Source organism: Reichenbachiella agarivorans, assembly GCF_025502585.1.
GTDB lineage: Bacteria > Bacteroidota > Bacteroidia > Cytophagales > Cyclobacteriaceae > Reichenbachiella > Reichenbachiella agarivorans.
The window spans coordinates 3,884,997-3,910,117 of the sequence record NZ_CP106679.1; the positions used below are offsets into that span (position 1 = coordinate 3,884,997).

Here is a 25,121-nt window from a genome sequence, read left to right on the forward strand (position 1 = left end):
TACTAGTAGCCAATGTTTGATATATTTTGCTTGCATTACTTTCATTTCACTAAAACCTCGTCCCCCACCTGCGTTTGCCATTGCTGCAGTTGCTCCACCAAGGTTGCTTCGATCCGTTTGGACTTTCTTTTATCAATCAGATTGTGGGTCTCCCAGGGGTCTTGGCTCAGATCGTAAAGCTCGCGATCTCCAGACTTGGGGTAGATGATCAACTTGTTATCACCCGAGATGATACCCCGCTGACTGTCGAACATCGCCAGGTAAATCGACCCACGTGCGCCCGAGCCCTGCTCGATCTGAGGTAACAGACTCTGGAAAGCCACATGCTCAGGCTTGGGTATATCGAGCAGATCCAACAGTGTCGGATATACATCCTGTAGATACACTCTTTCTGCTATTTTTTTGTCAGCCGACTAGCCTGGAGCTTTGATAATCAGCGGTGCTGTCACGCTAGGCTCGTAGAGGCACACCTTACCCGCCACGCCATTTTCGCCAAAGCTGATCCCATGGTCGCTCATGAATACAATGATGGTATTGTCATACTGCCCACTGGCTTTGAGTGCAGCGATGATATCCCCAATCCTCTCGTCCATATGAGTAACCATAGCGTTGTTTTGCTGCACACGATTGCGCATAGTCTGCTTACTCAGCGGAGCATTGGTGTAGTTATATTCGATATTGGGATTGAGTGGGCCTTCTACCACACTGGGAGGTAAAGGCATCTCATCTACTGGATATAGGTCGTAGTATTTTTGCTCAGTCTGTCGTGGTACATGCGGCGCATTGAAAGCCACATAGAGGAAATAGGGTGCTTCGTTATTATAGTTCTCAATGAAAGAAACCGCTTCCTGACCTGTGATGTCCGTCACGTGTCCCTGTGGTGTATTATAAGTCTTGAGTTGACCAGGTTGGATACTACCCAAGCTATCGAAAATCTCAGCTACTGGCTTGCCCCAAGCATGCCACTTGCCCGTCATGTAGGTCGCATAGCCTTTCTCCTTGAGTAGTTCAGGCATAGACTTGGGCGCATTGTCTTTGGCAGTATTTTGGCTATCCCAGAGGTACTGACCATAGAAAAGCATCGTACGACTCGGTACGCAAACCGCTGGCGACCAGCAGCCCATGTTGTAGGCAGAGGTAAAAGACACCCCCTCTTCTGCGATCCGATCGATATGAGGTGTCTTCATGACTGGGTAGCCAAACGCCCCCACGGCCTGATTGCTCTGATCGTCAGACTCGATGAATAGGATATTTGGTTGAGCGATACCTGCTACCGATACGCCTAATAATAGATAAAGAACGAATAGTCTTTTTTTCATATCACATGCCTGATTTGGTATGGAACAAAACTAGGGCAGAGTGCTATGACTTATGGGAGAGAAAACCTGACCGATCGCAGGGGGAAATTGGAATATGCCGATCACACAATGAAAAATAACTACTCTTGGTTACTTTGCATTGCCAGAGTGGAGAAGTACAGTCAATTGAAATCAAGTCTCCACAGTTGTACAGCACACATTTGCATTTCGTGTTTTCGACACTTTTCATTTGACGGTGAAAATAATTGAAGCTGATTTAGGTTCAAGATTGCGTATCCCAGAGGATTTTCATTCTTCCTCGAGTCTTTGTCAGGAAGAAGAAAATAAGAGCGGGCTTATCAGTGTTCCGGTTATTGATAAAAGCACGGGTAAGTATAAAGTCAGGAAAACCATCGGATGGCGTACTGATCCTGAAAAAGTAACCCGTCTGGCTCACAAAGGGAATAAATGAATTGATGCATATAAAATTAGATCTAAACGGGCTAAAGAAGCAAATCGCTGCTATTCTCGATGATATATCACTAGAATGATTTTCTGGAAAAAATATTATTAATCGAGCAAAAGCAGAGATGGTTAGCAAACCAATTTGACCTAGCCTAGACGCGGGTGTCCAGTGTCGAAAATAGGAAAATAGGGAGGGAATCAAAATCACATTGACAGACTGATTTACTAGTGGGCTAGTTCAATTTCAAAATAGTCTTGGTTCTTGATTCTAAAAATCTAGCGTCTAGTATCTAATAATTGAGCTCCCTACTCTCGACGTTTCTAAACATGCCTTCAGATTCATAAAATTTACCTGCTTCGATCATACCGAGGTACTCTGTTTCGCCTTCCCTTTTTTCATAAACATATTGTCTGCCTAAATAATCCAAAGAATACAAATCAAACCCCATCGAAATATCGGCATCTCGTACCACTATCGCATCAAACAACATCCCTGTATGTGTGTGGTAATTGTGATCTAGGTAGAAATAAAGGATATGCCCCTTTTCGGATACAGGGTCAATGACATGCTCGGAAATCATTCGAGTCGAGAAGTTCTCAAACTTGATTTTTCTCCAAATAAAGAATGGTGAGCCTTTGCTGGCAAATATCTTCCACTTGTACCAGTACGTGACTTCAACATCTTCAAATCTAAATTTGACCTTGCGGTAATAAAACAAATTGAGAGAGTCAATGTAATAGGCGGCCGCCAACAAAATCATCACCAAGAAAAATACCATACCTGACACGAGCATCGTGTTGTTTTCGGGATCCAATATCAAGTCGGCAATTATCATGACCTGAATTTACATTGTGTTTCTGTGAAATACCACTACTCTGTGCTGCATAAACGCCACTAATGATTTAGACAAGCTTCAAATAAGACATTTTTTGCAAAAAAAAGTGTCAGGCTACCAATAAAGATTGACAAGTCCATACTTTTGCTCAAACTCCAAAACATTATGGAATCAGGCGTACATACTACCAAAGAAAAAGCCCTCTCACTCAACCTCAACGAATCCATCTATGGCTCTCTGGCCGAAATCGGTGCGGGACAAGAAGTAGCTGCCAATTTTTTCAAGGCAGGTGGCGCCTCTGGTACCATTGCCAAAACCATGTCCGCCTATGACATGGACTTCTCTGATGCAATCTATGGCGCGACTGACCGGTACGTCTGTGAGGACAAGCTCCATAAAATGCTCAACAAAGAATATGGTCTACTGTCGGTGCGACTGACTCGCCGAGCAGACACCAGCAAGTTCTTTGCCTTTGCCAATACGATCGAAACCATCAATTTTAAAAAAACCAACCAAGGACATGGCTGGTTGGGTGTTCGCTTTCAGATGGAGCCCAATGCTGAACACAACGACATCATCATCCATGTGGTACTCAAAGATCCAGAAGCCATCTGGCAGCAGGAAGTACTAGGCAAGATTGGAGTCAATTTGATCTATGCATGTTTCAACCACTCAGACAACCCTGATCGTATGATGGTATCCATTGTGGACAACATCAGTGAAGGGCGTGTAGAAATTGACTACTTCAAACTCACAGGCCCTAATTTTCGTCATGTAGACAACCGCCTCATGAGTCTCAAACTGGTCAAATACGGTCTATCTCATGCTGCCATGTTTGACAAGGACGGGCACAACAAACAACCCTCCACCTTCCTCTACAAGAAAAACGTCTGTGTACTGAGAGGGTATTTTAGGCCCTTTACACTGGTGAGCGAAGACATGATTCAGTCAGCCATCAATCAGTTTCACAAAGACACGCTGATAGACCCCGAAAAAGTCCTGATCACCACCGAGCTGACTATCAACGATTTGACCAGAGATGGAAAAATTGATGATTCAGACTTCTTGGATCGAGTCAAAATATTGAATTCGCTAGGACACAACGTCCTCATCTCTAATTACACAGAGCATTACAAACTAGCAGCCTATCTCTACCAGTTCACCAAAGGCAAGCGAATGTCATTTGTGATTGGCACTGACAACTTGCGCAAGCTTTTTGACGAAGAGTATTATTTCAACCTAAAGGGTGGATTGCTTGAATCATTCAGTAGACTATTTGGATCCAACGTCAAGTTGCTCATCTACCCTACTCTGTTTCAAGACAAAATTGAAACCACGCTCAATTTCACTCCTCCCAAACTATTGGAACATCTCTACTTGTACCTCAAGGAGAATGATTTTATTGAGGACATTGATTCGGCTAAAAGGGACATCCAACACATCCAATCATCAGATGTATTGGATATGATCCAGTCAGGACAGTCTGATTGGGAAGCACTCGTACCTGCGACGGTAGCTGATATCATCAAAAAGAACGACATGTTTGGCTACTCATCAAAAAATGAGACCGCAACTCATTAAGTTTTTTATCAATCATTCTTTTTCATATATCTTCGTGATTTCACACAAACAATTATAATGGCAGCAAGAGGACATTTTAGCAATAGATTGGGTTTTATATTGGCAGCTGCAGGCTCTGCGGTAGGTTTAGGAAATATATGGAAATTCCCTTTCGAGGTAGAAAAAGGTGGGGGCGCTGCATTTGTTGTCTTGTATCTTATCTTCTGCTTTGCCTTGTGTTTTCCCGTCATGGTTACGGAGATTGCCATTGGTCGCAAGACAGAAAAAAACCCAGCGGGAGCATTTGTGGCTTTGGGCTTCCCTAAATGGAAATACTTGGGCATTTTGGGCATCATCAGTGGCATCATTATTCTGTCCTTTTACAACGTAGTGGCAGGTTGGGCATTTGGTTATTTCATCGAAATGGCTCAAGGCAACTTTGAGATAGGCAATCAATTTGGAGACTTCATTACCAATATTTGGAAGATTTCTCTCTATGCCATTCTATTCATGGGTGCTACCGCTTTGATCGTCTCCAAAGGTATATCTGGCGGAATCGAAAGAGCTGCGAAAATATTGATGCCTTCCCTCATTTTGATGATTTTAGGCATTTTGCTGTACTCATTTACACTACCCAATGCAATGACAGGAATCAAGTATTACCTGATTCCAGAATTTTCGGAGTTGAATCTCGCGACAATTGGCGGAGCACTCAGACAAGCATTCTTTTCTTTGTCGCTAGGTATGGGTGCCCTGATCACCTATGGCAGCTACTTTTCTAAAGACGAAAACATCATTGCTTCGGCAGCTTCTATTACTTTGTTTGATGTAGGAATCGCATTCTTTGCAGGATTGATGCTATTTCCTTTGGTTTCTTATAGTACGGGTGGTGACATGAGCAACATCCAAGGTGGCGCAGGATTGATCTTTACAGTTCTCCCTGGCGTATTTCAGTCATTGGGACCAATCTTGGGTATCGTCCTAGGATCGTTGTTTTTTCTTTTGTTGTCATTTGCAGCACTGACTTCTACCGTTTCGTTGCTAGAGGTGCCTGTAGCCTATATCGTGGATGAATACAAAGCCAATAGAAACACCGCTGTGATCATCATGGCAGTCATCATTTTTGTCACAGGTATCCCTTCTTTGATAGGCAATGGATATAGTGAAATATTTACAAATTTCGTAACTTATGTCGGAGCGGATCATCCAACAGACTTCATGACTTTCTTAGGTCAGGTGGCTGACATATTCCTTCTCTTTGGTGGTTGCTTGATTGTCACTTTCGCAGCGTACGTCTGGAAAAAAGAAAATCTCCACGCTGAGATTGCTCAGGGATACGAAGGGTACCATCAGTCTTTTGTCAAAAAATTTATCAACATCACAGTGAGCTATGTGTGTCCTGTTTTACTTGGATTGTTGTTTGTGCTAGTCATTCTCAACAACTTCTTTGGGATAGAATTGATTAGGTAGGTTCGAGATTTTCAGCACAGATGCATCTATCTTAATCAAACAAGACTGTAGACTTTAGTCTATTGACAATCGGTTGCTCTCTATTTCTTGACGAAGGTATCAATATCACCATCCAGCATAATTGTATAATTGCCAGGTCTGAGCAGTCTGAGAGGGATTTTTTTGGCAGTACCTTTGAGAATCACTGTGCCGCTGATATCCATGATTTCGAAGCGTGCCTCCCTAGACAGATAGATTACATCTGTCACGACTTTGGGTGAGAATGTCACGCCCTTGGGGTAATAATAATATTCTACCTCTTCTGAGTAGAGATAGCGACCATTGGGCAGTTCATATCTAATCCTGTATTTGTTCCCTCCATCGCTATGCTCTGGATAGTACACGTATTGCGCACCATCAAAATGTCCTTTGGCCTGCTGAGTAGCCACTTCATCCCAATATTCCTTGTTGAGTTTTTCGATCACAAAACGTCCCTCAGTGCGATCCCCCTTGGTAAACCAATGCAATACCGAATCCCTCATCACCAAACTGTCAAACTTGAAAGAAGAGTAATACAGGATGGCTTCTGGGTTTACTATTTTGGGGGTACAACTGTCCGCATGATGAATCCTGACACTAACTGGAGAAAACATTTCTACCTCATTGAAATTGAGCCGAATGGCGGTCAGACTCAAATTGACCTTAGACGGCTTCCCGTTGATCATAATAGACTGAATACAAAACGAGTCTCTTGCTACCATGTAGGGATTTTTGATATACAAACTCTCCCCTTTGTTCACTCCAGTGAGCAAAATATCCTGTCCAACAGCCATTTGCACAGACCCCACAACCAATAGCAACAAAAGAAACCTCATCTAATATCTTAGAAATTTTATATTCAGGTTAAAATTATACACATAATCACAGAACACAGTAGCGTATTCCTATAAATAATACAATTGCATCACAAACAGACTGTTACCTACCCGTCTCTTGATGATTAAATTTAGATGTAACATTATTAGTCATATTTCGATTGATCTTAGTCGGGTCTTGATAAATTTGACACGATTAACTACCGATTGCATGAAGAGAATCATTCTGAGCATCCTGCTTTTGGCCTCCATTCAAGCCAAAGCCTCCTACCTCTTTTTACCGATGGACAATTCTCAGTCCAATCACTTGAAGGCCTATGGTATAGCCTACTGGGTGCTGCAAAATGACGTCAAAGTAGACTGGTTGCTCAACTACAAAGGAGGTTCTTTCATGTTCAAATACATGCAAGCCTTCGAAAACGAACTGGTCATCAGAGGAGTCAGCTATCAAGTGATCTCTGACGCTCAAGCCAACTCCCTCCTGGCAGAAATCGCCAGTCCAGCTTCCAACATGGATGCCATGACCTTGGATAAGTACCCCAAAATTGCTGTGTACTCTCCCAAAAGTAAACAGCCCTGGGATGATGCTGTGACTTTGGTACTTACTTACGCCGAGATCCCTTATGACGTGGTCTTCGATGATGAACTGATGTATGACGAATTGCCCAAATATGACTGGCTCCATCTTCATCATGAGGATTTCACTGGCCAGTATGGCAAATTTTACCGTGTGTACCAGCATTTCCCTTGGTACCAGCAGCAGCAGCAAGAGTACGAAGCATCTGCGCGCAAACATGGTTTTAGCAAAGTCTCACAACTCAAATTGGGGATTGTCAAGAAAATACAAGCTTATGTAGCTGGGGGTGGATTCCTATTCGCTATGTGCTCAGCAACGGATACTTATGACATAGCTTTGGCTGCTGAGGGTGTGGACATCTGTGAGTCCATGTTCGATGGTGACCCGATGGATCCCAATGCACAGTCCAAACTAGATTTTGACAAGACCTTTGCTTTCAAAGACTTCATCTTGGAGCGAAATCCCTACGTCTACGAGTTTTCGAGCATAGACACTGCTCCTGCACAAAGAGGCCTCAGAGAAGACAATGACTATTTCACACTCTTTGAGTTTTCGGCCAAGTGGGATCCAGTCCCTACCATGCTAACACAAAACCACGAACACATCCTGAAGGGCTTCATGGGCCAAACGACTTCATTCAAAAAAAACCTAGTCAAGTCAGACGTAGTAGTGCTCGGAGAGACCAAATCTATCAATGAGGTCAAATACATTCATGGTATCTATGGCAAAGGCTTTTGGACCTTCTATGGAGGACACGATCCTGAGGACTACCAACACATGGTAAGCGAAGAGCCTACAGACCTCAACCTCCACCCCAACTCCCCAGGCTATAGATTGATTCTCAATAATATTTTATTTCCAGCAGCCAAAAAGAAGAAACAAAAAACTTGAGAATCAAACACATTTTCTCTCAAAATCACCTGCTTTGACCTAACTTCGACGGTACAAATCATTCAAATAGTATAATCACATAACCATGGATAACAGAAAACTTTTGCCCTTCATTTTAGTAGGTGCCGTTGCTTTATTTATTCTCTTTAGTTTGTCATCAAGTCTATTCTTCAAAGTAGAACCCGCAGAACGTGCGATTGCTTTTTACACCCTATCTGGTAAACTAGACAAAGAAAACATCATCACCCCAGGATGGCATGTCAAAGCACCGTGGACGAGCATCTATACTTATGATGTCTCTGAGAGCAAAGTAGAAGAAAGCATGGATGTATTGGACAAAAATGGTCTGTCCATCAGTGTGGATGTTTCTGTACGATTCACGCCTATGAAAGACAAAATTGGAGAGATACAAGAAAATTTCAAAGGAGAATACATCAGTGTATTGGTCATCCCTGAGGTAAGATCATCGGTGAGGCAAGTGATGGGAAGATTCACTGCCGAAGAAATCTACTCTACCAAAAGAGCTGAAGTGGAGACAGCCATCAAAACAGAGACTGAAAAAGTCCTAGGCAGCCCTCAAAATAATGTAATCATGAAAGCCTTGCTAATCAGATCCATTAATCTCCCCGCTCAAATCAAGCAAGCTATCGAAAACAAATTGCAGCAAGAACAAGAAGCTTTGGCATATCAGTTTCGCCTAGACAAGGAAAGAAGTGAGGCAGAAAGAATGAAAATTGGTGCAGAAGGAGAAGCCAGAGCCAACCAAATCATCAACTCCAGTTTGACCCCAGCCTTGCTAAAAATGAGAGGAATAGAGGCGACCCAAACCCTCGCCACTTCACCTAACGCAAAAGTAATTGTAATCGGTAGTGGAAAAGATGGCCTGCCCCTTATATTAGGTGACAATTAAACTTCTTTTTGAGGCAATTTATCTTTAGATTCGCGACTATAATAGTCTTAAACATATTCAGTAAAAATGTCAGAAATAGCAGAAATCAAGGTAGGAGATAAAGTCATAGAACTGCCGATCGAAGTGGGTACCGAAAATGAAAAAGCAATCAACATAGGTACTCTACGTGCACAATCTGGACTGACAACATTAGATCCGGGATATAAAAACACCGGTGCAACCAAAAGTGCAATCACTTTCTTGGATGGTGAAAAAGGAATTTTGAAACACAGAGGATATTCGATCGAAGAATTGGCCGACAAGTCAAGCTTTATTGAAGTTTCTTACCTTTTGATCTACGGGAATCTTCCAACTCAAGAAGAGCTGGATAATTTCAAAAGTGCAATCACAAAGCATACGCTCGTACACGAGGACATCAAGAAAATATTAGAAGGATTTCCTTCTACCGCACACCCAATGGGCGTGTTATCTTCTTTGGTTACTTCGCAGACAGCGTTTTACCCAGAGTCATTAGATCCAAACAGATCTATCGAAGAGGTGAATTTGAGCATCATTAGAATTATCGCTAAGATGCCAACCTTCGCAGCCTGGGCGTACAAAAATCAAGTGGGACACCCTGTGGTGTACCCAGACAACAGCTTGGATTATTGCAGCAACTTCTTGAAGATGATGTTTGCATTGCCTTCTGAAGATTACAAAGTAGATCCTATAGTAGCCAAAGCATTGGACACACTATTGATCTTGCATGCAGATCACGAGCAAAATTGCTCAACTTCTACTGTAAGAATCGTAGGTTCATCACAAGCTAGCTTGTATGCTTCGCTTTCAGCAGGTATCAACGCCCTATGGGGTCCATTGCACGGAGGTGCTAACCAAGCTGTGATCGAAATGCTTGAAGCAATCAAAGCTGACGGTGGAGATGCAGACAAGTACCTCGAAAAAGCAAAGGATAAAAATGACCCTTTCAGATTGATGGGATTCGGACACAGAGTTTACAAAAACTTTGATCCAAGAGCTAGAATCATCAAGAAAGCAGCGAATGACGTATTGGAAAAGTTAGGAGTAAATGACCCAGTATTGAACATCGCCAAAAGACTTGAAGAAAAGGCCTTGACCGATGAATATTTTATCCAAAGATCATTGTATCCAAATGTGGACTTCTACAGTGGCATCATTTACAGAGCATTGGGTATCCCTACAGAAATGTTCACTGTGATGTTTGCTTTGGGTAGACTACCAGGCTGGATCGCTCAATGGAAGGAAATGAGAGAGAACAATGAGCCTATCGGCAGACCAAGACAAGTGTATATTGGTGAAAAAGATAGATCATACGTCGATATCAACAAGAGATAATAAAATAATCTCTTGACGAAAACCTGAAAGCCATACGCTTTCAGGTTTTTTTATGCGCATTTTTAGAAGAATAGATTTTCAGAGTCAAGAAAACCAGTACTTGTCGGGTCTTTTTCTTTCGATTCATTGCACTAGCCTTAGGCAATACTTTCACTGTTTTAACCTGTGAATTGCAAAATTCTGATATATTTTAGCACAAAATCAAACACACAATTATGTACAGCATCTTACTATACGCTCACTCATGGATCAGATGGGCGGTATTAATCTTGGCAGTTCTATCAATCTACAAGTCATTTGTTGGCAGCAAAGGAAATCTCCCTTACACCAAGTCTGATAAATCTATTGCAGCAGCATTTGTAGGTACCCTACATTTGATGTTTCTCTTGGGATTAGGCCTCTATTTCACCAGTCCCTATGCGTTCAATGCCTTTGGCGGAGATGTCTCTGTCATGAAAGAACCCACACTTAGATATTGGGCGGTCGAGCATGTCTTTATGATGATCGCAGGCATAGCCATCATCAGCATTGGCAAAGCCAAAGCCAAAAGAGCAACTACAGACAAGGAGAAATTCAAAAAGCAGCTGATCTTTTTCAGCATCGGCCTACTGGTCATTTTGAGCAGGATTCCTTGGGGAGAGAGCGCAAGACTATTTAGATTCTAAACCTTTTCAATCACTAACAATAACAACCATGAAAAATCTATTCCTACTCACCATACTTGGCTTATTGGCACTCAAGAGTCAGGCACAAGTAGATGCCCAGCTGAATATTGTCAACTTTATGCTATTTGAGGCCTCAGGTTCGGTCGAAAAAGCCATCAATAACAGAGTAAGTATAGGAGGGTTTGCGGGATACTACTATGGACTCCCAGAAGACAACAGTGATATACTTCCTGTATTTAATGGAAATGGTGGCGAGAACAAATATTTCTATGTGGGCCCTGAGATCAAATTTTATGTATTACCCAAAGATAAAATTGATCGCTTCTATATCGGAGCATATGCCCGCTATTTAGGAGGAAAAGCCACTTCTCCCGACACAGAAGAATACATCAATGGCAATTACGTCCCAATAGAGGTCTCCTCCACCTACAACAAAGTAGCTTTTGGATTCAGTATTGGGTCCAAATGGGTACTACCTAGCAACATTATGTTTGGTGTCCATGGTGGTTTGGACAGAAATATTGTCTCTATATATGAGAACAATGATTACCTAGACCATACCCTTGGGGGTGACGACAATGAAAATTTTGGTTATCGCATAGGTATTAGTCTAGGATACAGATTCAATTAAACCCTAGAAAACATGATAATGAGACATCTCAAATACATCGGAATTTCGTTATTGCTACTCTTTGCTTATACACAAAAGGCAAATGCTCAGCAAGACATCCAAATCAACTTTAGTAACTTGATTTTTTATGAAATCAACGTCAACCACGAGTTTGCCACATTGGGAGACGAAGTTTCTTTAGGTGTATTTGGTGGATATGTCTATGGATTCCCTGAGCAAGACAACCACAGATATTATTATTTTGGTCCTGAACTACGCATTTATCCTTTTGCTACCAATGGAACGGATGGTTTTTTCGTGGGAATCTACGGCAGGTATAAAAACGGATATACCAGAAGAACCCTCGAAGAGAATGGCTATACACTGATTAGCAATGACTATATAGAAAACAAGGATTCTGAAAACATTGATTTTCAAAAAGTAGCCTTTGGTATCAACATGGGGTTCAAATGGGTCACCCGATCCAATCTTTTGATTGGATTCAATATGGCACTAGGAAGGAATGCTTACTACAACTATGAGGATGATTTCCCCAATAGTATCAAACATCAGGTAACCTCTGATTCTTACCACAGTTCAATAGATGGCAACAATATTGACAGCCAATACTGGGATTTCAGAGTCGGCTTCAATATCGGCTACCGATTTGGTAGCTCTAAAATCAAAACTTCGGAGTAATCCCAAAATCGGATTTCAGGCTCTGATAAACACGATGTATCGGTAAGCCGACTACTGAGTAAAAAGAACCTGAAATCTTCTCTACACCTACCATCCCCATCCACTCCTGGATACCATAGGCTCCTGCCTTGTCCATGGGCTGATAAACCGATACATAATGATGAATTTCCTCATCAGTCAGTTGGCTCATCGTCACCTCTACCCTATCACTGAAACTGACCACTTTCTCTCCATCCGAGATACAAACCGCAGAGACGACCTGATGCGTGTTGCTTGCCATAGATCGTATCATATCAACAGCTTCCTCTTCGCTCTTGGGCTTCCCCAACACCCGCTGCTGATGTATCACAATCGTATCAGCAGTAATCACTACCTCCTCATCCAATATTGCTCTGTAAGCTTGGTTCTTTTTGACCGCCAAGTACTCTGCGACCTCATCTGCGGGCATGTCTCCGTAGCTTTCGTCTACTTCCAGTGTCTTCACCTCAAACGCCATTCCCAACTCTCGCAGCATTTGTTGTCTTCTTGGTGAATTAGATGCCAATATCAGTTTTTTGCTCATTTATTTATTCAAATTATGATCTCCTCGATTGCCAACCTGCAGATTTTTGATTCACTGGCAGACTGGCTTCTTTTTGCTTTTGCAATACCTTGACTGCCACGATCGCTGCAAGAGCATTCTTCTCAGCAAAATCCTCTTCCAATGCAGCAGGATCAAAATGTTTGGATACAAATCCTGTATCAAACTGACCTGATCTAAAAGCAGGATGATTGATAGCAAACTTACAAAACCCCAGTGTGGTTTCTACACCACCAATTTTGAAATCTTCTATGGCACGTATCATTCGATCAATCACTTCATCCCTAGTCGCTGCCTTGCATATCAGCTTGCCAATCATAGGGTCATAGTGCATTGCGACAGTCATACCTTGTTCATAACCATCATCTACTCTCACGCCCACACCCTGCGGTCTTTGATACAAAGTCAATTGACCCGTAGAGGGTAAAAAGTTATTGCTAGGATCTTCGGCACAGACCCTCACCTCTATGGCATGTCCGTGAATTTTGAGATCTTCCTGAGTGAACGACAACATGCCCCCCTGTGCTATCTTGACTTGTTCCTTGACCAAATCAATACCTGTTATCTCCTCTGTCACACAATGCTCCACCTGCAAGCGCGTATTCATCTCTAAGAAGTAAAAGTTCATAGCACTATCTACCATAAACTCCACCGTACCTGCGCCCACATAATCACATGCTTTGGCAGCTATCACGGCAGCCGCCCCCATCTCCATTCGCTTCTCATGAGTCAAAACTGACGATGGTGCTTCTTCGATAAGTTTTTGATGTCGGCGCTGAATACTGCATTCACGCTCAAACAAATGAACCGTATTGCCATGGCTATCTGCTAAAACTTGGATTTCGATATGTCGGGGATTCGACACATACTTTTCTATGAACACTGCATCATTACCAAATGAAGTCGCCGCTTCGCTAATGGCACGTGCCATCATCGACTCCAATTCATCCTCGCTATTTATCACACGCATGCCTTTGCCTCCACCACCTGCAGATGCTTTAATCATCACGGGATACCCAATATCACTGGCCACACGCTTAGCCTCCTTGACATCAGCCACAGCTTCATTGACACCTGGAACCATAGGTACCGCATACTTTTCCATCAACTGCTTAGAAGTTAACTTATCTCCCATCAACTTCATGGAGTGAGGACTAGGTCCTATCAGTACGATACCATTATCCTCCAACGCGCGGGCAAAAAGCGGATTTTCGGACAAAAACCCATAGCCAGGATGTACAGCATCTACATCATGCTCCAGACATACCTCTACAATCTTATCTATATTTAAATAAGATTTTGCAGCAGCTGGTTCTCCTATGCAAACTGCCTCATCTGCGAAACTCACATGAGGAGAATTGCGCTCCGCCGTACTGTACACCGCAAGGGTCGAAATCTTCATCTCCTTGGCTGACCGCATGATTCTCAGAGCTATCTCTCCTCTGTTGGCTACTAGGATCTTCTTAAACTTTTTCATGAGGCATCCATTCGATTATAAGTTTCATTATTGGGTTTACCATCAGGTAAAATGATCAAGATCATACAAATAGCTCCAAAGGCTATTGCCAAAGATGGTTAATATGTTAAATTTGCAAACATTTTATTATTGATCAAGATCTATAAAGGCTAGTAAATTAATGGATTTATTTGAAAAATTTTCGAAGGACATGGGCCCACTTGGGCAGCATTCAGACATGGATAATACTAATTATTACATGTTCCCCAAATTGGAAGGTCCCATCGCTCCACGCATGCAGTTCAGAGGTAAAGAGGTATTGACATGGAGTTTGAACAACTACTTGGGTCTTGCCAACCATCCGGAAGTGAGAGAAGCTGATACAAAGGCTACAGCAGATTGGGGATTGGCTTATCCTATGGGAGCCAGAATGATGACGGGAAACACGGAACATCATGAAAAATTCGAAAATGATCTTGCTGCCTTTGTTCAGAAGGAATCATGCATGCTCCTCAACTTCGGTTATCAGGGCATCATGTCTGCGATTGACGCCCTTGTTGGCAGAAAAGACATCGTAGTATATGACGCAGAATGTCATGCATGTATCATCGATGGTTTGAGACTTCACGTTGGCAAAAGATTCGTCTATCTACACAACGACATGGAGAGCTTGGAAAAGCAATTGGTACGTGCAGAGAAAATGGCTAAAGAAACAGGAGGTGGGATTTTGGTCATCACCGAAGGTGTATTTGGTATGTCAGGAAGCATGGGTAACCTCAAAGGCGTGGTGGAATTGAAGAAAAAATTCCAATTCAGACTACTTATCGACGATGCACATGGTTTTGGTACTATGGGCAAAACTGGTGCAGGAACGGGAGAAGAGCAAGGTGTACAGGACGGAGTAGATTTATACTTCTCTACATTTGCTAAGTCAATGGCCAGCATTGGAGCCTTCATCGCAGGTGACAAAAATGTCATTGAATACCTAAAATACAATACAAGATCTCAAATTTTCGCTAAGTCTCTCCCAATGCCATTGGTACTTGGAAACCAGAAGAGATTGGATTTATTGAAATCTAGCCCAGAGTTGAAAGACAAGCTATGGACTATTGTAAACGCTATGCAAAAAGGCCTTAGAGATAAAGGTTTCAACATAGGAAAAACACAGTCTCCCGTAACGCCTGTTCTTTTGAATGGTATCTGGCAAGAAGCTGCCAATATGATCATGGACTTGAGAAACAACTACAATATCTTCTGCTCGATGATCGTGTATCCAGTAGTCCCTAAAGGTGTGATTATGTTGAGAATTATCCCAACTGCAGCTCACAGTTTGGAGGATGTTGACCAAACGATTTCTGTATTCGAAGAGATCAAAAAGAAGTTGGATAAAGGCGTATATCAATCAGAAGAAGTAGGACAATTGGCATAATTGATTTTTTTTCAAAAAACATGCTCTATTAAGTGTAATTAATGTTTTTTGGTATAAATTGCCCCACTTGTTTATTATTCAATAACCTTAAATTATAAAACAGTATGAACAGATTTAATGAAGTGAAAGACCTGATCCTAGCATTAGAAGGTGATTTTGACAAATTCTATGATAAGAAGAATCAAGCAGCTGGCACGAGAGTAAGAAAAGGCATGCAAGAACTAAAAAACCTAGCTCAAGAGATTAGAGTTGAAGTTCAAAACGTCAAAAATCAAGGTTAATTGATCTTTAAAGACATAAAAAAAGGAGCGATGAAAATCACTCCTTTTTTTATGTCTTATTGGTTCTTAAGAGAGCTTCTTTGCCGCGGCTTCTATCTTAGCATACAGTTCTTTAGAAGCTGCGACCAAAGGCAAACGCAAGACATTCTCACCCAATCCTTTACTATTCAAAAGTGCTTTTACCCCAGTCGGGTTTCCTTCTACGAATATCAAGCTCAACAACTCCTCAATCTCTTTGTTGTGAGCGACAGCCGTATCCATATCCCCTGCCAATGCTTGGTTGACAATCTGTACGGTGTGCTTGGGCAGTGCATTGGCAATCACTGAAATAACTCCATGGCCACCTGCCTGAATAAATGGTATGATTAGATCATCATCGCCAGATGTCAAGAGAAAATCATCAGGCATAGATAGTGCTATTTCACGACACTGATCTACATGATTACCATTGGCTTCTTTTATCCCTATGATATTAGGATGCTTGGCAAGTTCCAAGACTGTTTTTGCTTCTAAATTCACCCCTGTACGTTTTGGCACATTGTATAGGATGATGGGTTTTTTGGCAGCGTCTGCAATAGCCTTGTAGTGAGCTTTCAACCCCATCTGATTGGGACGATTGTAATAGGGACATACGACCAAAAAAGCATCAACTTCTACTTCAAACTTTTTGAACTTCTCAACCATGGCTCGGGTATCATTGCCTCCCAAACCATAAACAATTGGTAAATTTTTGTTATTCACAGACTTGACAAAGCGCAGCACCTCTATCTTCTCCGCTCCTGACAAAGTAGGCGACTCAGCTGTCGTACCCATCACTACAAGGTAATCCACCCCTCCATCAGTCACATGCTTCACCAAAGCTGCCAATGCATCAAAATCCACTGAAGAATCCTTACTAAATGGTGTGACCAAGGCAACTCCTGTGCCCTTAAATTTGTTATTCATTCCTTATGTTTTTTATATAGTGATGAACCTGTCTCAAGAGGGATCCAAAGTCTTCATCATCATGATTAATCATCATTTCAAAATATTCATTCACCCCTTCATTTGCTTGACCTACTCGGCATTTAGCTCGGCAAGTAGCCAATATGTTCTTTGAATATTTATTTAGCTCTTTATCTAAAGAAAGCAGGTAGTCGAATTCTTCATTTTTAAACTCAACAACTTCCTTTTTATCCCATTTGCCACTGGCTTTCAAGTCTTTTTCACTGAAATAGGGGTATTTATAGACATCTGTCTTTTTTGCTTTGGGGATGAAAGCCAAAATCTTGACAACTTTCCCTTCCTTCTCCAATTCTTCCACAAATTCATACGTCAAATTGTGGTTCTTCTCAGTGCTATAGCTATATAGGATTCCAATTTTCCTAGCAGTTGAATAACTCCCAGAATCTCGCCGAGGCTTCTTTTTCAAAGCAAACTTGGTCAGCAGATTTACAAAGTATTTTCCTATCATATTCCTTGGCTTAGCATCACTTCAAAGTCGTGCTCCGAAATGATTTTAATTCCTAATTTAGTAGCCTTCTCCAATTTGGCTGGCCCCATTTTATCTCCTGCCAAGAGATAGTCCAACTTGGCAGAGATGGATGACACAACTTTTCCTCCATGGTCTTTGATCATGGCCTGTAGCTCCTCACGACTGTGATTCTCAAACACCCCAGAGATCACAAAGGTAGCTGCATTGAGCGCGTCACTTGTACGTTGAAACTGCGATTCATCTATCTGCATTTGCAGGCCTGCTAGTTTGAGTCGTGCAACAATTTCTTTATTCTCTTCCTTGGCAAAGTATGCCAACAGACTCTGTGCAATTCGCTCACCAATCTCTGGCACCTCAATCAATTCATCATAAGTCGCCTGCATCAATTGATCCATATTCTTGAAGTGAACAGCTAGTTTTTCTGCCACTGTCTTGCCTACAAACCTGATTCCAAGACCAAATAGCAGCAATTCAAAAGGCGCACTTTTTGACGCTTCAATACCTTTGAGCAGATTCTGCGCGCTCAGGTCTTTGAACCCTTCCAATTCGATGATTTGATCATAAGTCAGATCATACAAATCCGCTACATTATGCAAATATCCCTTGTCATAGAGCAGCTTGATGGTTTGCTCACCAAGAGAATCGATATCCATCGCCTTTCGGTGGATGAAATGCTCGATCATTCCTTTGATCTGCGGAGGACAGGCCTCTACGTTGGGGCAATAGTGGTTCGCTTCTCCTTCGTACCGCACCAGCTCTGAGCCACAGGCTGGACAACTCTGAGTATATTTGAACGGTACAGCATTGGAACCTCTTTGGCTTAAATCTACGCCCGTAACTTTCGGAATGATTTCTCCTCCCTTCTCTACGAAAACATAATCACCAATGCGCAAATCTTGCCGTTCGATCTCATTGGCATTGTGCAACGAAGCCCGTTTCACAGTGGTACCCGCGAGCAACACAGGTTCCAACTCTGCAACTGGCGTGATCGAACCTGTCCGGCCTACTTGATAGACCACATCATTGAGACGAGTCAACGCACTCTCAGCCTTGTATTTGTATGAAATTGCCCATCTTGGGTTTTTGGCAGTAAATCCCAGTTCATTTTGTTGATCTAGACTATTGACCTTGATGACTATCCCATCGGTCTCTACATCCAATTCATGTCTTTGGGTCTCCCATTTCTGCACATAAGCGATCACTTCATCAATAGTCGCGCACTTTTGATAAGTTTGAGAAACATGAAATCCCAAAGTTTCGATTTTGTGTATGGCGTCCTCATGGGTATTGACTGCAATGTTTTCTCCCAGCAAGGCATAGAGATAGCAATCCAGCTTGCGAGCTGCTACGATAGAAGAGTCCTGCATTTTCAATGTGCCAGAAGCGGTATTACGAGGATTTGCCAATCGCTCTTCTCCTGCAGCTTCTTTCTGCTCGTTGAGTTCTATGAAGACCTTGCTCGGCATAAAAACCTCACCTCTCACCTCAAACTCTGTAGGGACATGGTCTCCAGACACCTTGAGTGGAATGGACTTGATCGTCCGGGCATTGGCAGTAATATTATCTCCTTTGGTGCCATCACCTCGGGTCACTGCAGTATCAAGAACACCATTTTTATAGGTTAAACTGATCGCAACTCCATCAAATTTGAGTTCACAGATATACTCATAGGGCTGCCCACCCAACCCCTTTTCTACTCTCTTGTCAAAATCACGAAGCTCATCCGCTGAATAAGTATTGGCTAGAGAAAGCATGCGGTACTTGTGTGTGACCGTCTCAAACTCTTTGGTGATGGTTCCTCCTACACGCTGCGAAGGAGAATCACTTTTCTTCAATTCAGGGTATTCATTTTCGAGGGCAATCAGACGCGCCATCAATTGATCAAACTCATAATCAGTGATTTCAGATTCATTGTTCTGATAGTACTGATTGTTATAGTAATTGATCTTTTGACTGAGTTCTTCTATCTCTATGTATGCTGCCTCGTTTGTCATGGATATATTGCTTGTAGCAAATGCTCGCAAATTTATAAATACTTTGCAACTAGGCGTCTTATCTGTTCAATATTGGAAAGCATTTTTAAATTATTAACTAATTCAATAGAAACTGTTAATTAATGATTTCTGATTCTCTAAATTTGCCGCTGCATTAAAACTTTAAGAAATTGTCTAATATTTTAGCCATTACAGGAAGACCCAACGTCGGTAAGTCTACTCTTTTTAACCGACTGGTAGAATTCAAAAAAGCCATCATGGATAACGAAAGCGGTGTGACTCGCGATCGTCATTATGGTTTTGGACAATGGACGGGCAAATATTTCACAGTCATTGATACAGGTGGATATGTAATGGGGTCTGACGACATATTCGAAGAACAAATCCGAGAACAAGTAAAAATGGCCTTGGATGAAGCCACCGTTATCCTATTTATGGTGGACTGCAAAGATGGCATGACAGACATGGACAAGGACTTTGCCAACATACTTCGTGAGTTGAAAAAGCCAGTTTATGTAGTAGCCAATAAGGCAGACAATCCTGATCTAGAAATGCAATCTTCTGAATTTTATGCATTGGGACTGGAAAGTGAAGTCTTCTCTATCTCCTCTGCTAGTGGCTCTGGTACAGGAGAGTTGCTAGACCAAGTCGTGACGCACTTCCAAGATGATGATGTTGAAAATCCTGAGGAAGGAATCCCGAGGATCTCTATTCTTGGAAGACCCAATGCTGGAAAATCCTCATTCTTGAATGCCCTATTAGGCAAGGACAGGTCTATCGTCACAGACATCGCTGGTACCACCAGGGATGCTATCAATAGCCGATACAAATTGTTCGGCAAGGATTTCATCCTCACGGACACCGCTGGGATTCGAAAGAAAAGCAAGGTGAGAGAGGATATCGAATTTTATTCCGTACTCCGTGCCATCCAATCCTTACAAGACAGTGATGTCTGCATGGTGATGGTAGATGCTACCCGAGGATTTGAAGCACAGGATATGAGCATCATTGCCTTGGCTGACAAGTACAAAAAAGGGATCATGATCATGGTCAACAAATGGGACTTGATTGAAAACAAGGAGAGCAATACTGCGGAACATTTTAGAAAAGAAATTCAGGAAAAACTGGGCAACCCACTCTCCTATATTCCGATTATTTTCACTTCAGTGCTTACCAAACAAAGGATTTTCCAAGCAATGGAACTAGCCATTGAGGTCAATGAAAATAGAACCAGAAGAGTACCCACTTCGGAACTAAATGAAGTCATGCTACCTGAGATAGAAAGGTATCCACCGCCTGCTTTGAAAGGCAAATACATCAAGATCAAGTACATCACACAGTTACCTACAAAAACGCCTTCGTTTGCCTTCTTCTGCAATCTACCACAATACATCAAAGAACCGTATGAGCGATTCTTGTTGAATAAATTGAGAAGTCACTTCAACTTCCAAGGTGTACCTGTAAAAATCTATTTCCGCCAAAAATAATTGTCACACGAAAAGCACAGAGCGACATTCGAAAGGCACCTGCCAGCGGGTGCCGTAGCTTATTGCTTTGAGCTGTGGAAAGAACTTGGTTTCAACCTCAAGGTGACTGGCAATCGTGTATCCAAATATGGAGATTACCGCTATGATCCTAACAGCAAGAGACACAGCATATCTGTCAATGGAGGATTAAACCCCTATGCTTTTCTCGTCACTTACATCCACGAGGTAGCTCACAAGACCAACTACGACCTGCATCAAAACAAAGTGAGTCCACACGGCCAAGAATGGAAACACCAGTTCAAAAAACTGATGATCCCAATGCTACACGAAGACATTTTCCCTATGGATATCCTCAAGCCGCTGGCCTTGCATATGAAAAACCCAAAAGCTACCAGTGTCTCTGATCCAGTACTCTTCAAAGCTCTCAGAAACCATGACAATAGCAAATCCAACCTATTCTTGAGTGAGATAGAAAATGGGCAAAAGTTCCTGTTCAGAAAAACCATCTATCGCAAACTCGAAGAGCGTCGCACACGTGCCCTCTGCATTGCACTAGAGTCTAGCAAAAAATACCTCATTTCTGGTACAGCTCCTGTACAGGTGTTTAAGAATTAACCTTCAGGAATTGAAAAAGTGTAAAATTGAAAGTACCTGTCATGGCGAGGTTATTGAACCATCAGACAGATAGAACTGATGCTTCGGAGTTACTTGTCTCCCTTCGAGAACCTCATGGTGACAAGCGATTAATCTGTACTTCAATGTAGCGTTTAGCACAAAGCGTTCTGCTTTTATGTATTTTCTTACGAACTTTGATTTTTCGTATCACACAATCAGACCATGGTCGACGGCAAAACCAGAAGTAACATCAAAATAGGATCAGAAGTAGATATTGTCCTCAAAAAAGACCAGCGCAGTGGCACACTCACCAGAGGAATCGTTGCTAAACTCCTGACCAAATCCCCCTCACATACCCACGGCATCAAGGTCATGCTCGAAGATGGACAAGTAGGCAGAGTGAAAGAAGTCTTGGGATAAACCCCTAGTTCGAAAGTTTCCATTCAAAAAAACACCTGTCACAAGCCAGTAATATCACAAAGAGTCTCTAATCTTGCAATCTAATGCCCACGTGCTGAAATTGGTAGACAGGCTAGATTCAGGTTCTAGTGTTCGCAAGAGCGTGAAGGTTCGACTCCTTTCGTGGGCACCACAAGTGTAGAACAAATACCGGGAAGACAAGTTAATTATGCTCTCTGCTTTTGATATTTCTGTTCTTCCAAGATTCTTTTTCTTGTTTCAGCTCCTTCTTTTGCTGATCATTTAGATCAAGATGCAAAAGATCAGAGACATCAGGTTGACCTGCATCTACCCAGCAAGTGTACCATATATCCCCCACCATTTTGATACTGGCTCTCATCTGACGTTCTACCATTCCATTTAGACTCTGATGATAGGCTTGTGAGTATTTTTTCGAATATACCCTCACCGTGGTGTTACCCCTCTCTTCATAACTGTATTTTTTACTACTCGAAAAACTCTCCGAAAGCTGTTTTTCAAACAACAACACCGAATCAACTGCCAAATGTGCCTGCTTCACTCCTGCCCACACATACTCACTGACCTGATCTACATAGACTGCTCTACCCACAAAAAAATTATAATCTCCATCCCAAAGCTCAGGCAATCTTGATTCCCAAAATCCATGGATTCCATGCTGATCTGTCAATTGCCCATTGTAATTTTGGGTGGTATGAAGCGGTACATTCGCATCAGCTATATAGTGTCCAATGTCTGCTGAGTACCTCAGTATTTTTTCCAAGTTATGTTCCTCAAATGCCTTGGTCAACTGCCATTTCATCAAAGAAATATGCCAAGGTACTATCCCATAGGCCTGCAACGTATCTTCTGTGTAGATAGCTACCGCACTGTCCCAGCGATGTGGCAATATTTCAAATACATGCTCGCCATACACATCCAAATCTATGTAGTGTCGAGGTGCTTCTTCTTTGATCGCGTAGCGCCTTTCGTCAGGATTGACGGCATTTTCTGTGATATAAACAATGTGTCTTTTGTACAAATCAATGAGGTCTGGAGGCAAAGTAAATACCGCCAAGCGGTTGATTTTTCGATGTGCATGGAATCCCCAAATGACTGAAGACTTGGATACAACCTCACCAACTATCAATACAAAAATAGCAATGGCCAAAATGCGAATGGTCTTCATGAATAAGGTTGGTTTGTTCGAAATATTCATCAAATACACCTCAATGAACAGACTAAAACTAAGGAATTGACGCGAGAGATTCAATACTTACTATAACCAAAAGCATGAAATTGCTTTTATCTTAGCGTCATGAAATTCATTCCTTCTCTCAGTGTTGCCATACTTCTACTTCTCACCTCTTGCGCTACACTCAAGACCAAGGTTACCAACAAGAAAGTCATCAAGGCAATAGAGAAAGATGAAGTCTACGATACCCACTTCACAGGTTTTGTACTACATGATCCTAGCAGCCACGAAAATCTCATTGAGATCAATGCTGATCGGTTTTTTACTCCAGCCTCCAATACCAAACTTACCACCCTGTACGCCTGTTTGCTCAACCTAGGTGATTCCATCCCTGGGCTGAAGTACGAAATCCAAAACGACACCTTGTATTTTACTGGAACTGGCGACCCTAGCTTCCTCAATCCAGATTTTCCGAATCAACCTGTTTTCGATTTTCTTCGCCAGTCCAAATACACGCTTGTCTATGTTGAACCTCGATTTTTAGACGACACACAGGCAGCAGGTTGGGCTTGGGAGGATTATGAATATTATTTTCAGCCTGAGCGAAACGGCTTCCCAATTTACGGCAACACATTGCACTTCGTCTATGACTCCATTTCGAATCATTTCGATATTGAACCTCCGTTTTTTTCAGATTATGTGACGCTGTATCCGACCTATGACAAAAGCTACAAACATGCCCGAGATCTCACCGCCAACATCTTTCACTTTGCACCAGACACGACTCGTGCAGCATATAAAAACCGGATTCCATTCAAGACTTCCGATGAAATGACCTTTGCACTGCTGGAAGACACACTCCGTCGTTCCTTGGGTCGTATTGCATTTTATGAATTTCAACAACCCCTTTTCAAATATGCAATTGAGAGCAAAGACCTTTACGCATTGATGCTCAAGCGCAGCGACAATTTCATCGCAGAACAACTTATCTATGTAACCACACAAGAAATGGGACTAGAAATGTCCTTTGCAGCATTGAGTCAGCATGTCATGCTCCGAGAACTTGACCCTCTGAGATCTCAAGTGGAATGGAAAGATGGCTCAGGCCTATCCAGATACAACCTTGCTACTCCTACTTTCATGATTGAGCTCCTCCAATTGATTTTGCAAGAAATAACCATGGATGAACTCAAAGCACTCTTGCCCGCAGGAGGAAAAGAAGGTACGATGAAAGATTGGTATCAACCAGCACAAGGACAAGAGCCCTACATATACGCCAAGACTGGCACCTTGAGCAACATCCACAACCTGACAGGTATCATCCAAACCAAATCTGGCAAGAACCTACTCTTCACCTACATGAACAACAACTACAAGGGCGGTTCATATCCAGTGAAACGACACATGCAAAAAGTATTGACCCTGATCAGAGACAAATACTAAAAATACCGTTCATCAAAAAAAACAACCCCTTTTATAATACATTGGTTGCATACGCAACTAACCAAAAGTACTTTCGTAAGCAAATTCGGGAATGGCAAAGAAAAAAATTATCATAGAAGATTCTATACTCTCTTTGATGGGTAAAACCATGAAGGCGCTGCACTACTTCATTGGAGATAGCTTCCACTCATATGGTATCGAACTGACCCGTGCACAGTTTGTTTTGCTCAAAGTACTCAGTACACACGAAGGCATCGTACAAAATGACCTGGCATTTATAACCAACAGAGATAAAACTTCGTTGGCAAGATTGCTCAGCACCATGGAAAAGAAAGAACTCCTGCGAAGGGAAAGTTCCGAAACAGACAAACGTACCAACCTGGTACATATCACCAGCAAGGGTGAAGAAGCTCTGAAAATGGCGCACCCCATCATCAAGGATGCACTCAAAGTCATTCAATCCAATATTTCAGAACAAGAATTAACAACAACTATAGAAGTATTAAAAAAAATTAGAAAGAACATCAATGCTGATGAACTCACTATGCCCTATCAGAATTAA

At 42.2% G+C, this 25,121-nt stretch carries 26 protein-coding genes and 1 tRNA gene; 17 read left to right on the forward strand and 10 right to left on the reverse strand.

Features of this window, described 5'->3' with window-relative positions; genetic code table 11:
* Window positions 1–41: 41 nt before the first annotated feature.
* Both N6H18_RS16210 and N6H18_RS16215 read right to left on the reverse strand, forming a co-directional pair.
* Window positions 42–398 carry a sulfatase/phosphatase domain-containing protein gene (locus N6H18_RS16210; RefSeq protein ID WP_323131556.1) on the reverse strand — a complete coding sequence of 119 codons (357 nt, stop codon included), beginning with the start codon at window positions 396–398 and terminating at the stop codon, window positions 42–44.
* 15 nt (window positions 399–413) lie between these two features.
* On the reverse strand, window positions 414–1,319 hold the full coding sequence (locus N6H18_RS16215; protein ID WP_262309330.1) for a sulfatase-like hydrolase/transferase: 906 nt from the start codon (window positions 1,317–1,319) through the stop codon (window positions 414–416).
* Between the two features lie 229 nt (window positions 1,320–1,548).
* On the opposite strand from N6H18_RS16215, the gene N6H18_RS16220 reads away from it, so the two are divergent.
* A complete protein-coding gene (locus tag N6H18_RS16220) occupies window positions 1,549–1,770 on the forward strand; it encodes a hypothetical protein (RefSeq protein WP_262309331.1) in 222 nt (73 codons plus the stop codon).
* Window positions 1,771–2,053: 283 nt separating this feature from the next.
* Here N6H18_RS16220 and N6H18_RS16225 read toward each other — a convergent pair whose 3' ends face one another.
* Window positions 2,054–2,599, reverse strand: a complete 546-nt coding sequence (locus tag N6H18_RS16225; protein WP_262309332.1) for a hypothetical protein — start codon at window positions 2,597–2,599, stop codon at window positions 2,054–2,056.
* A 165-nt stretch (window positions 2,600–2,764) separates the two neighbouring features.
* Between N6H18_RS16225 and N6H18_RS16230 the strand changes: the two genes are divergently transcribed.
* Window positions 2,765–4,180: a nucleotidyl transferase family protein gene (locus N6H18_RS16230; RefSeq protein WP_262309333.1), complete on the forward strand. Its 1,416-nt coding sequence runs from the start codon at window positions 2,765–2,767 to the stop codon at window positions 4,178–4,180.
* A gap of 57 nt (window positions 4,181–4,237) precedes the next feature.
* Entirely contained in the window at window positions 4,238–5,629 is a 1,392-nt protein-coding gene (locus N6H18_RS16235; protein ID WP_262309334.1) for a sodium-dependent transporter, read from the forward strand.
* Between the two features lie 80 nt (window positions 5,630–5,709).
* Here the strand turns inward: N6H18_RS16235 and N6H18_RS16240 are convergent, their stop codons facing one another.
* Window positions 5,710–6,483: a hypothetical protein gene (locus N6H18_RS16240; RefSeq protein ID WP_262309335.1), complete on the reverse strand. Its 774-nt coding sequence runs from the start codon at window positions 6,481–6,483 to the stop codon at window positions 5,710–5,712.
* A gap of 211 nt (window positions 6,484–6,694) precedes the next feature.
* On the opposite strand from N6H18_RS16240, the gene N6H18_RS16245 reads away from it, so the two are divergent.
* From N6H18_RS16245 to N6H18_RS16270, 6 genes are all read left to right on the forward strand, one after another.
* Complete coding sequence (locus tag N6H18_RS16245) at window positions 6,695–7,951, forward strand: asparagine synthetase B (protein WP_262309336.1); 1,257 nt, start codon at window positions 6,695–6,697, stop codon at window positions 7,949–7,951.
* Between the two features lie 85 nt (window positions 7,952–8,036).
* A complete protein-coding gene (locus tag N6H18_RS16250; RefSeq protein ID WP_262309337.1) occupies window positions 8,037–8,861 on the forward strand; it encodes a prohibitin family protein in 825 nt (274 codons plus the stop codon).
* A gap of 66 nt (window positions 8,862–8,927) precedes the next feature.
* Window positions 8,928–10,214: a citrate synthase gene (locus N6H18_RS16255; protein WP_262309338.1), complete on the forward strand. Its 1,287-nt coding sequence runs from the start codon at window positions 8,928–8,930 to the stop codon at window positions 10,212–10,214.
* A 215-nt stretch (window positions 10,215–10,429) separates the two neighbouring features.
* Complete coding sequence (locus N6H18_RS16260) at window positions 10,430–10,879, forward strand: hypothetical protein (protein ID WP_262309339.1); 450 nt, start codon at window positions 10,430–10,432, stop codon at window positions 10,877–10,879.
* Between the two features lie 28 nt (window positions 10,880–10,907).
* Window positions 10,908–11,510: a hypothetical protein gene (locus N6H18_RS16265; RefSeq protein ID WP_262309340.1), complete on the forward strand. Its 603-nt coding sequence runs from the start codon at window positions 10,908–10,910 to the stop codon at window positions 11,508–11,510.
* A gap of 12 nt (window positions 11,511–11,522) precedes the next feature.
* Entirely contained in the window at window positions 11,523–12,188 is a 666-nt protein-coding gene (locus N6H18_RS16270; protein WP_262309341.1) for a DUF3575 domain-containing protein, read from the forward strand.
* Here the strand turns inward: N6H18_RS16270 and N6H18_RS16275 are convergent.
* Window positions 12,172–12,750: a Maf family nucleotide pyrophosphatase gene (locus N6H18_RS16275; protein ID WP_262309342.1), complete on the reverse strand. Its 579-nt coding sequence runs from the start codon at window positions 12,748–12,750 to the stop codon at window positions 12,172–12,174. The two genes, N6H18_RS16270 and N6H18_RS16275, sit on opposite strands and share 17 nt — an antisense overlap.
* Window positions 12,751–12,763: 13 nt before the next feature.
* Window positions 12,764–14,245: an acetyl-CoA carboxylase biotin carboxylase subunit gene (accC, locus tag N6H18_RS16280; protein WP_262309343.1), complete on the reverse strand. Its 1,482-nt coding sequence runs from the start codon at window positions 14,243–14,245 to the stop codon at window positions 12,764–12,766.
* A gap of 160 nt (window positions 14,246–14,405) precedes the next feature.
* On the opposite strand from accC, the gene N6H18_RS16285 reads away from it, so the two are divergent.
* Entirely contained in the window at window positions 14,406–15,653 is a 1,248-nt protein-coding gene (locus tag N6H18_RS16285) for an aminotransferase class I/II-fold pyridoxal phosphate-dependent enzyme (RefSeq protein ID WP_262309344.1), read from the forward strand.
* A gap of 104 nt (window positions 15,654–15,757) precedes the next feature.
* A complete protein-coding gene (locus N6H18_RS16290) occupies window positions 15,758–15,934 on the forward strand; it encodes a histone H1 (RefSeq protein ID WP_262309345.1) in 177 nt (58 codons plus the stop codon).
* A gap of 66 nt (window positions 15,935–16,000) precedes the next feature.
* Here the strand turns inward: N6H18_RS16290 and dapA are convergent, their stop codons facing one another.
* The 3 genes from dapA to ligA are packed head-to-tail and all read right to left on the reverse strand — an operon-like array spanning window position 16,001 to window position 19,402.
* Window positions 16,001–16,879 carry a 4-hydroxy-tetrahydrodipicolinate synthase gene (gene dapA, locus N6H18_RS16295; RefSeq protein WP_262309346.1) on the reverse strand — a complete coding sequence of 293 codons (879 nt, stop codon included), beginning with the start codon at window positions 16,877–16,879 and terminating at the stop codon, window positions 16,001–16,003.
* On the reverse strand, window positions 16,872–17,387 hold the full coding sequence (locus N6H18_RS16300; protein ID WP_407692828.1) for a DUF6913 domain-containing protein: 516 nt from the start codon (window positions 17,385–17,387) through the stop codon (window positions 16,872–16,874). Before N6H18_RS16300 ends, dapA begins: the two co-directional genes overlap by 8 nt.
* Complete coding sequence (ligA, locus tag N6H18_RS16305; protein WP_262309348.1) at window positions 17,384–19,402, reverse strand: NAD-dependent DNA ligase LigA; 2,019 nt, start codon at window positions 19,400–19,402, stop codon at window positions 17,384–17,386. Before ligA ends, N6H18_RS16300 begins: the two co-directional genes overlap by 4 nt.
* Before the next feature lie 170 nt (window positions 19,403–19,572).
* On the opposite strand from ligA, the gene der reads away from it, so the two are divergent.
* The 4 genes from der to N6H18_RS16325 all read left to right on the forward strand — a co-directional run bounded on the left by der (window position 19,573) and on the right by N6H18_RS16325 (window position 22,096).
* Window positions 19,573–20,889: a ribosome biogenesis GTPase Der gene (gene der / locus N6H18_RS16310; RefSeq protein WP_262309349.1), complete on the forward strand. Its 1,317-nt coding sequence runs from the start codon at window positions 19,573–19,575 to the stop codon at window positions 20,887–20,889.
* On the forward strand, window positions 20,890–21,504 hold the full coding sequence (locus tag N6H18_RS16315; protein ID WP_262309350.1) for a transcription elongation protein SprT: 615 nt from the start codon (window positions 20,890–20,892) through the stop codon (window positions 21,502–21,504).
* Between the two features lie 222 nt (window positions 21,505–21,726).
* Entirely contained in the window at window positions 21,727–21,924 is a 198-nt protein-coding gene (locus tag N6H18_RS16320; RefSeq protein ID WP_262309351.1) for a YwbE family protein, read from the forward strand.
* Between the two features lie 85 nt (window positions 21,925–22,009).
* Window positions 22,010–22,096, forward strand: a tRNA-Leu gene (locus N6H18_RS16325).
* 30 nt (window positions 22,097–22,126) lie between these two features.
* On the opposite strand, the gene N6H18_RS16330 is transcribed toward N6H18_RS16325, so the two are convergent.
* Window positions 22,127–23,110: a zinc dependent phospholipase C family protein gene (locus tag N6H18_RS16330; protein WP_262309352.1), complete on the reverse strand. Its 984-nt coding sequence runs from the start codon at window positions 23,108–23,110 to the stop codon at window positions 22,127–22,129.
* A 129-nt stretch (window positions 23,111–23,239) separates the two neighbouring features.
* Here N6H18_RS16330 and N6H18_RS16335 point away from each other — a divergent pair, with 129 nt between their 5' ends.
* Window positions 23,240–24,559 (forward strand): D-alanyl-D-alanine carboxypeptidase/D-alanyl-D-alanine-endopeptidase, encoded by a 1,320-nt coding sequence (locus N6H18_RS16335; protein ID WP_262309353.1) that lies wholly within the window; start codon window positions 23,240–23,242, stop codon window positions 24,557–24,559.
* Window positions 24,560–24,650: 91 nt separating this feature from the next.
* Window positions 24,651–25,121, forward strand: a complete 471-nt coding sequence (locus tag N6H18_RS16340) for a MarR family winged helix-turn-helix transcriptional regulator (RefSeq protein WP_262309354.1) — start codon at window positions 24,651–24,653, stop codon at window positions 25,119–25,121.

Coding starts and splice junctions, on each gene's coding strand:
- N6H18_RS16215 (WP_262309330.1), bottom strand. CDS start 1,319: ATGAAAAAAAGACTATTCGTTCTTTATCTATTATTAGGCGTATCGGTA.
- N6H18_RS16225 (WP_262309332.1), bottom strand. CDS start 2,599: ATGATAATTGCCGACTTGATATTGGATCCCGAAAACAACACGATGCTC.
- N6H18_RS16230 (WP_262309333.1), top strand. CDS start 2,765: ATGGAATCAGGCGTACATACTACCAAAGAAAAAGCCCTCTCACTCAAC.
- N6H18_RS16235 (WP_262309334.1), top strand. CDS start 4,238: ATGGCAGCAAGAGGACATTTTAGCAATAGATTGGGTTTTATATTGGCA.
- N6H18_RS16240 (WP_262309335.1), bottom strand. CDS start 6,483: ATGAGGTTTCTTTTGTTGCTATTGGTTGTGGGGTCTGTGCAAATGGCT.
- N6H18_RS16245 (WP_262309336.1), top strand. CDS start 6,695: ATGAAGAGAATCATTCTGAGCATCCTGCTTTTGGCCTCCATTCAAGCC.
- N6H18_RS16250 (WP_262309337.1), top strand. CDS start 8,037: ATGGATAACAGAAAACTTTTGCCCTTCATTTTAGTAGGTGCCGTTGCT.
- N6H18_RS16255 (WP_262309338.1), top strand. CDS start 8,928: ATGTCAGAAATAGCAGAAATCAAGGTAGGAGATAAAGTCATAGAACTG.
- N6H18_RS16260 (WP_262309339.1), top strand. CDS start 10,430: ATGTACAGCATCTTACTATACGCTCACTCATGGATCAGATGGGCGGTA.
- N6H18_RS16265 (WP_262309340.1), top strand. CDS start 10,908: ATGAAAAATCTATTCCTACTCACCATACTTGGCTTATTGGCACTCAAG.
- N6H18_RS16270 (WP_262309341.1), top strand. CDS start 11,523: ATGATAATGAGACATCTCAAATACATCGGAATTTCGTTATTGCTACTC.
- N6H18_RS16275 (WP_262309342.1), bottom strand. CDS start 12,750: ATGAGCAAAAAACTGATATTGGCATCTAATTCACCAAGAAGACAACAA.
- accC (WP_262309343.1), bottom strand. CDS start 14,245: ATGAAAAAGTTTAAGAAGATCCTAGTAGCCAACAGAGGAGAGATAGCT.
- N6H18_RS16285 (WP_262309344.1), top strand. CDS start 14,406: ATGGATTTATTTGAAAAATTTTCGAAGGACATGGGCCCACTTGGGCAG.
- N6H18_RS16290 (WP_262309345.1), top strand. CDS start 15,758: ATGAACAGATTTAATGAAGTGAAAGACCTGATCCTAGCATTAGAAGGT.
- dapA (WP_262309346.1), bottom strand. CDS start 16,879: ATGAATAACAAATTTAAGGGCACAGGAGTTGCCTTGGTCACACCATTT.
- N6H18_RS16300 (WP_407692828.1), bottom strand. CDS start 17,387: ATGATAGGAAAATACTTTGTAAATCTGCTGACCAAGTTTGCTTTGAAA.
- ligA (WP_262309348.1), bottom strand. CDS start 19,402: ATGACAAACGAGGCAGCATACATAGAGATAGAAGAACTCAGTCAAAAG.
- N6H18_RS16320 (WP_262309351.1), top strand. CDS start 21,727: ATGGTCGACGGCAAAACCAGAAGTAACATCAAAATAGGATCAGAAGTA.
- N6H18_RS16330 (WP_262309352.1), bottom strand. CDS start 23,110: ATGAAGACCATTCGCATTTTGGCCATTGCTATTTTTGTATTGATAGTT.
- N6H18_RS16335 (WP_262309353.1), top strand. CDS start 23,240: ATGAAATTCATTCCTTCTCTCAGTGTTGCCATACTTCTACTTCTCACC.
- N6H18_RS16340 (WP_262309354.1), top strand. CDS start 24,651: ATGGCAAAGAAAAAAATTATCATAGAAGATTCTATACTCTCTTTGATG.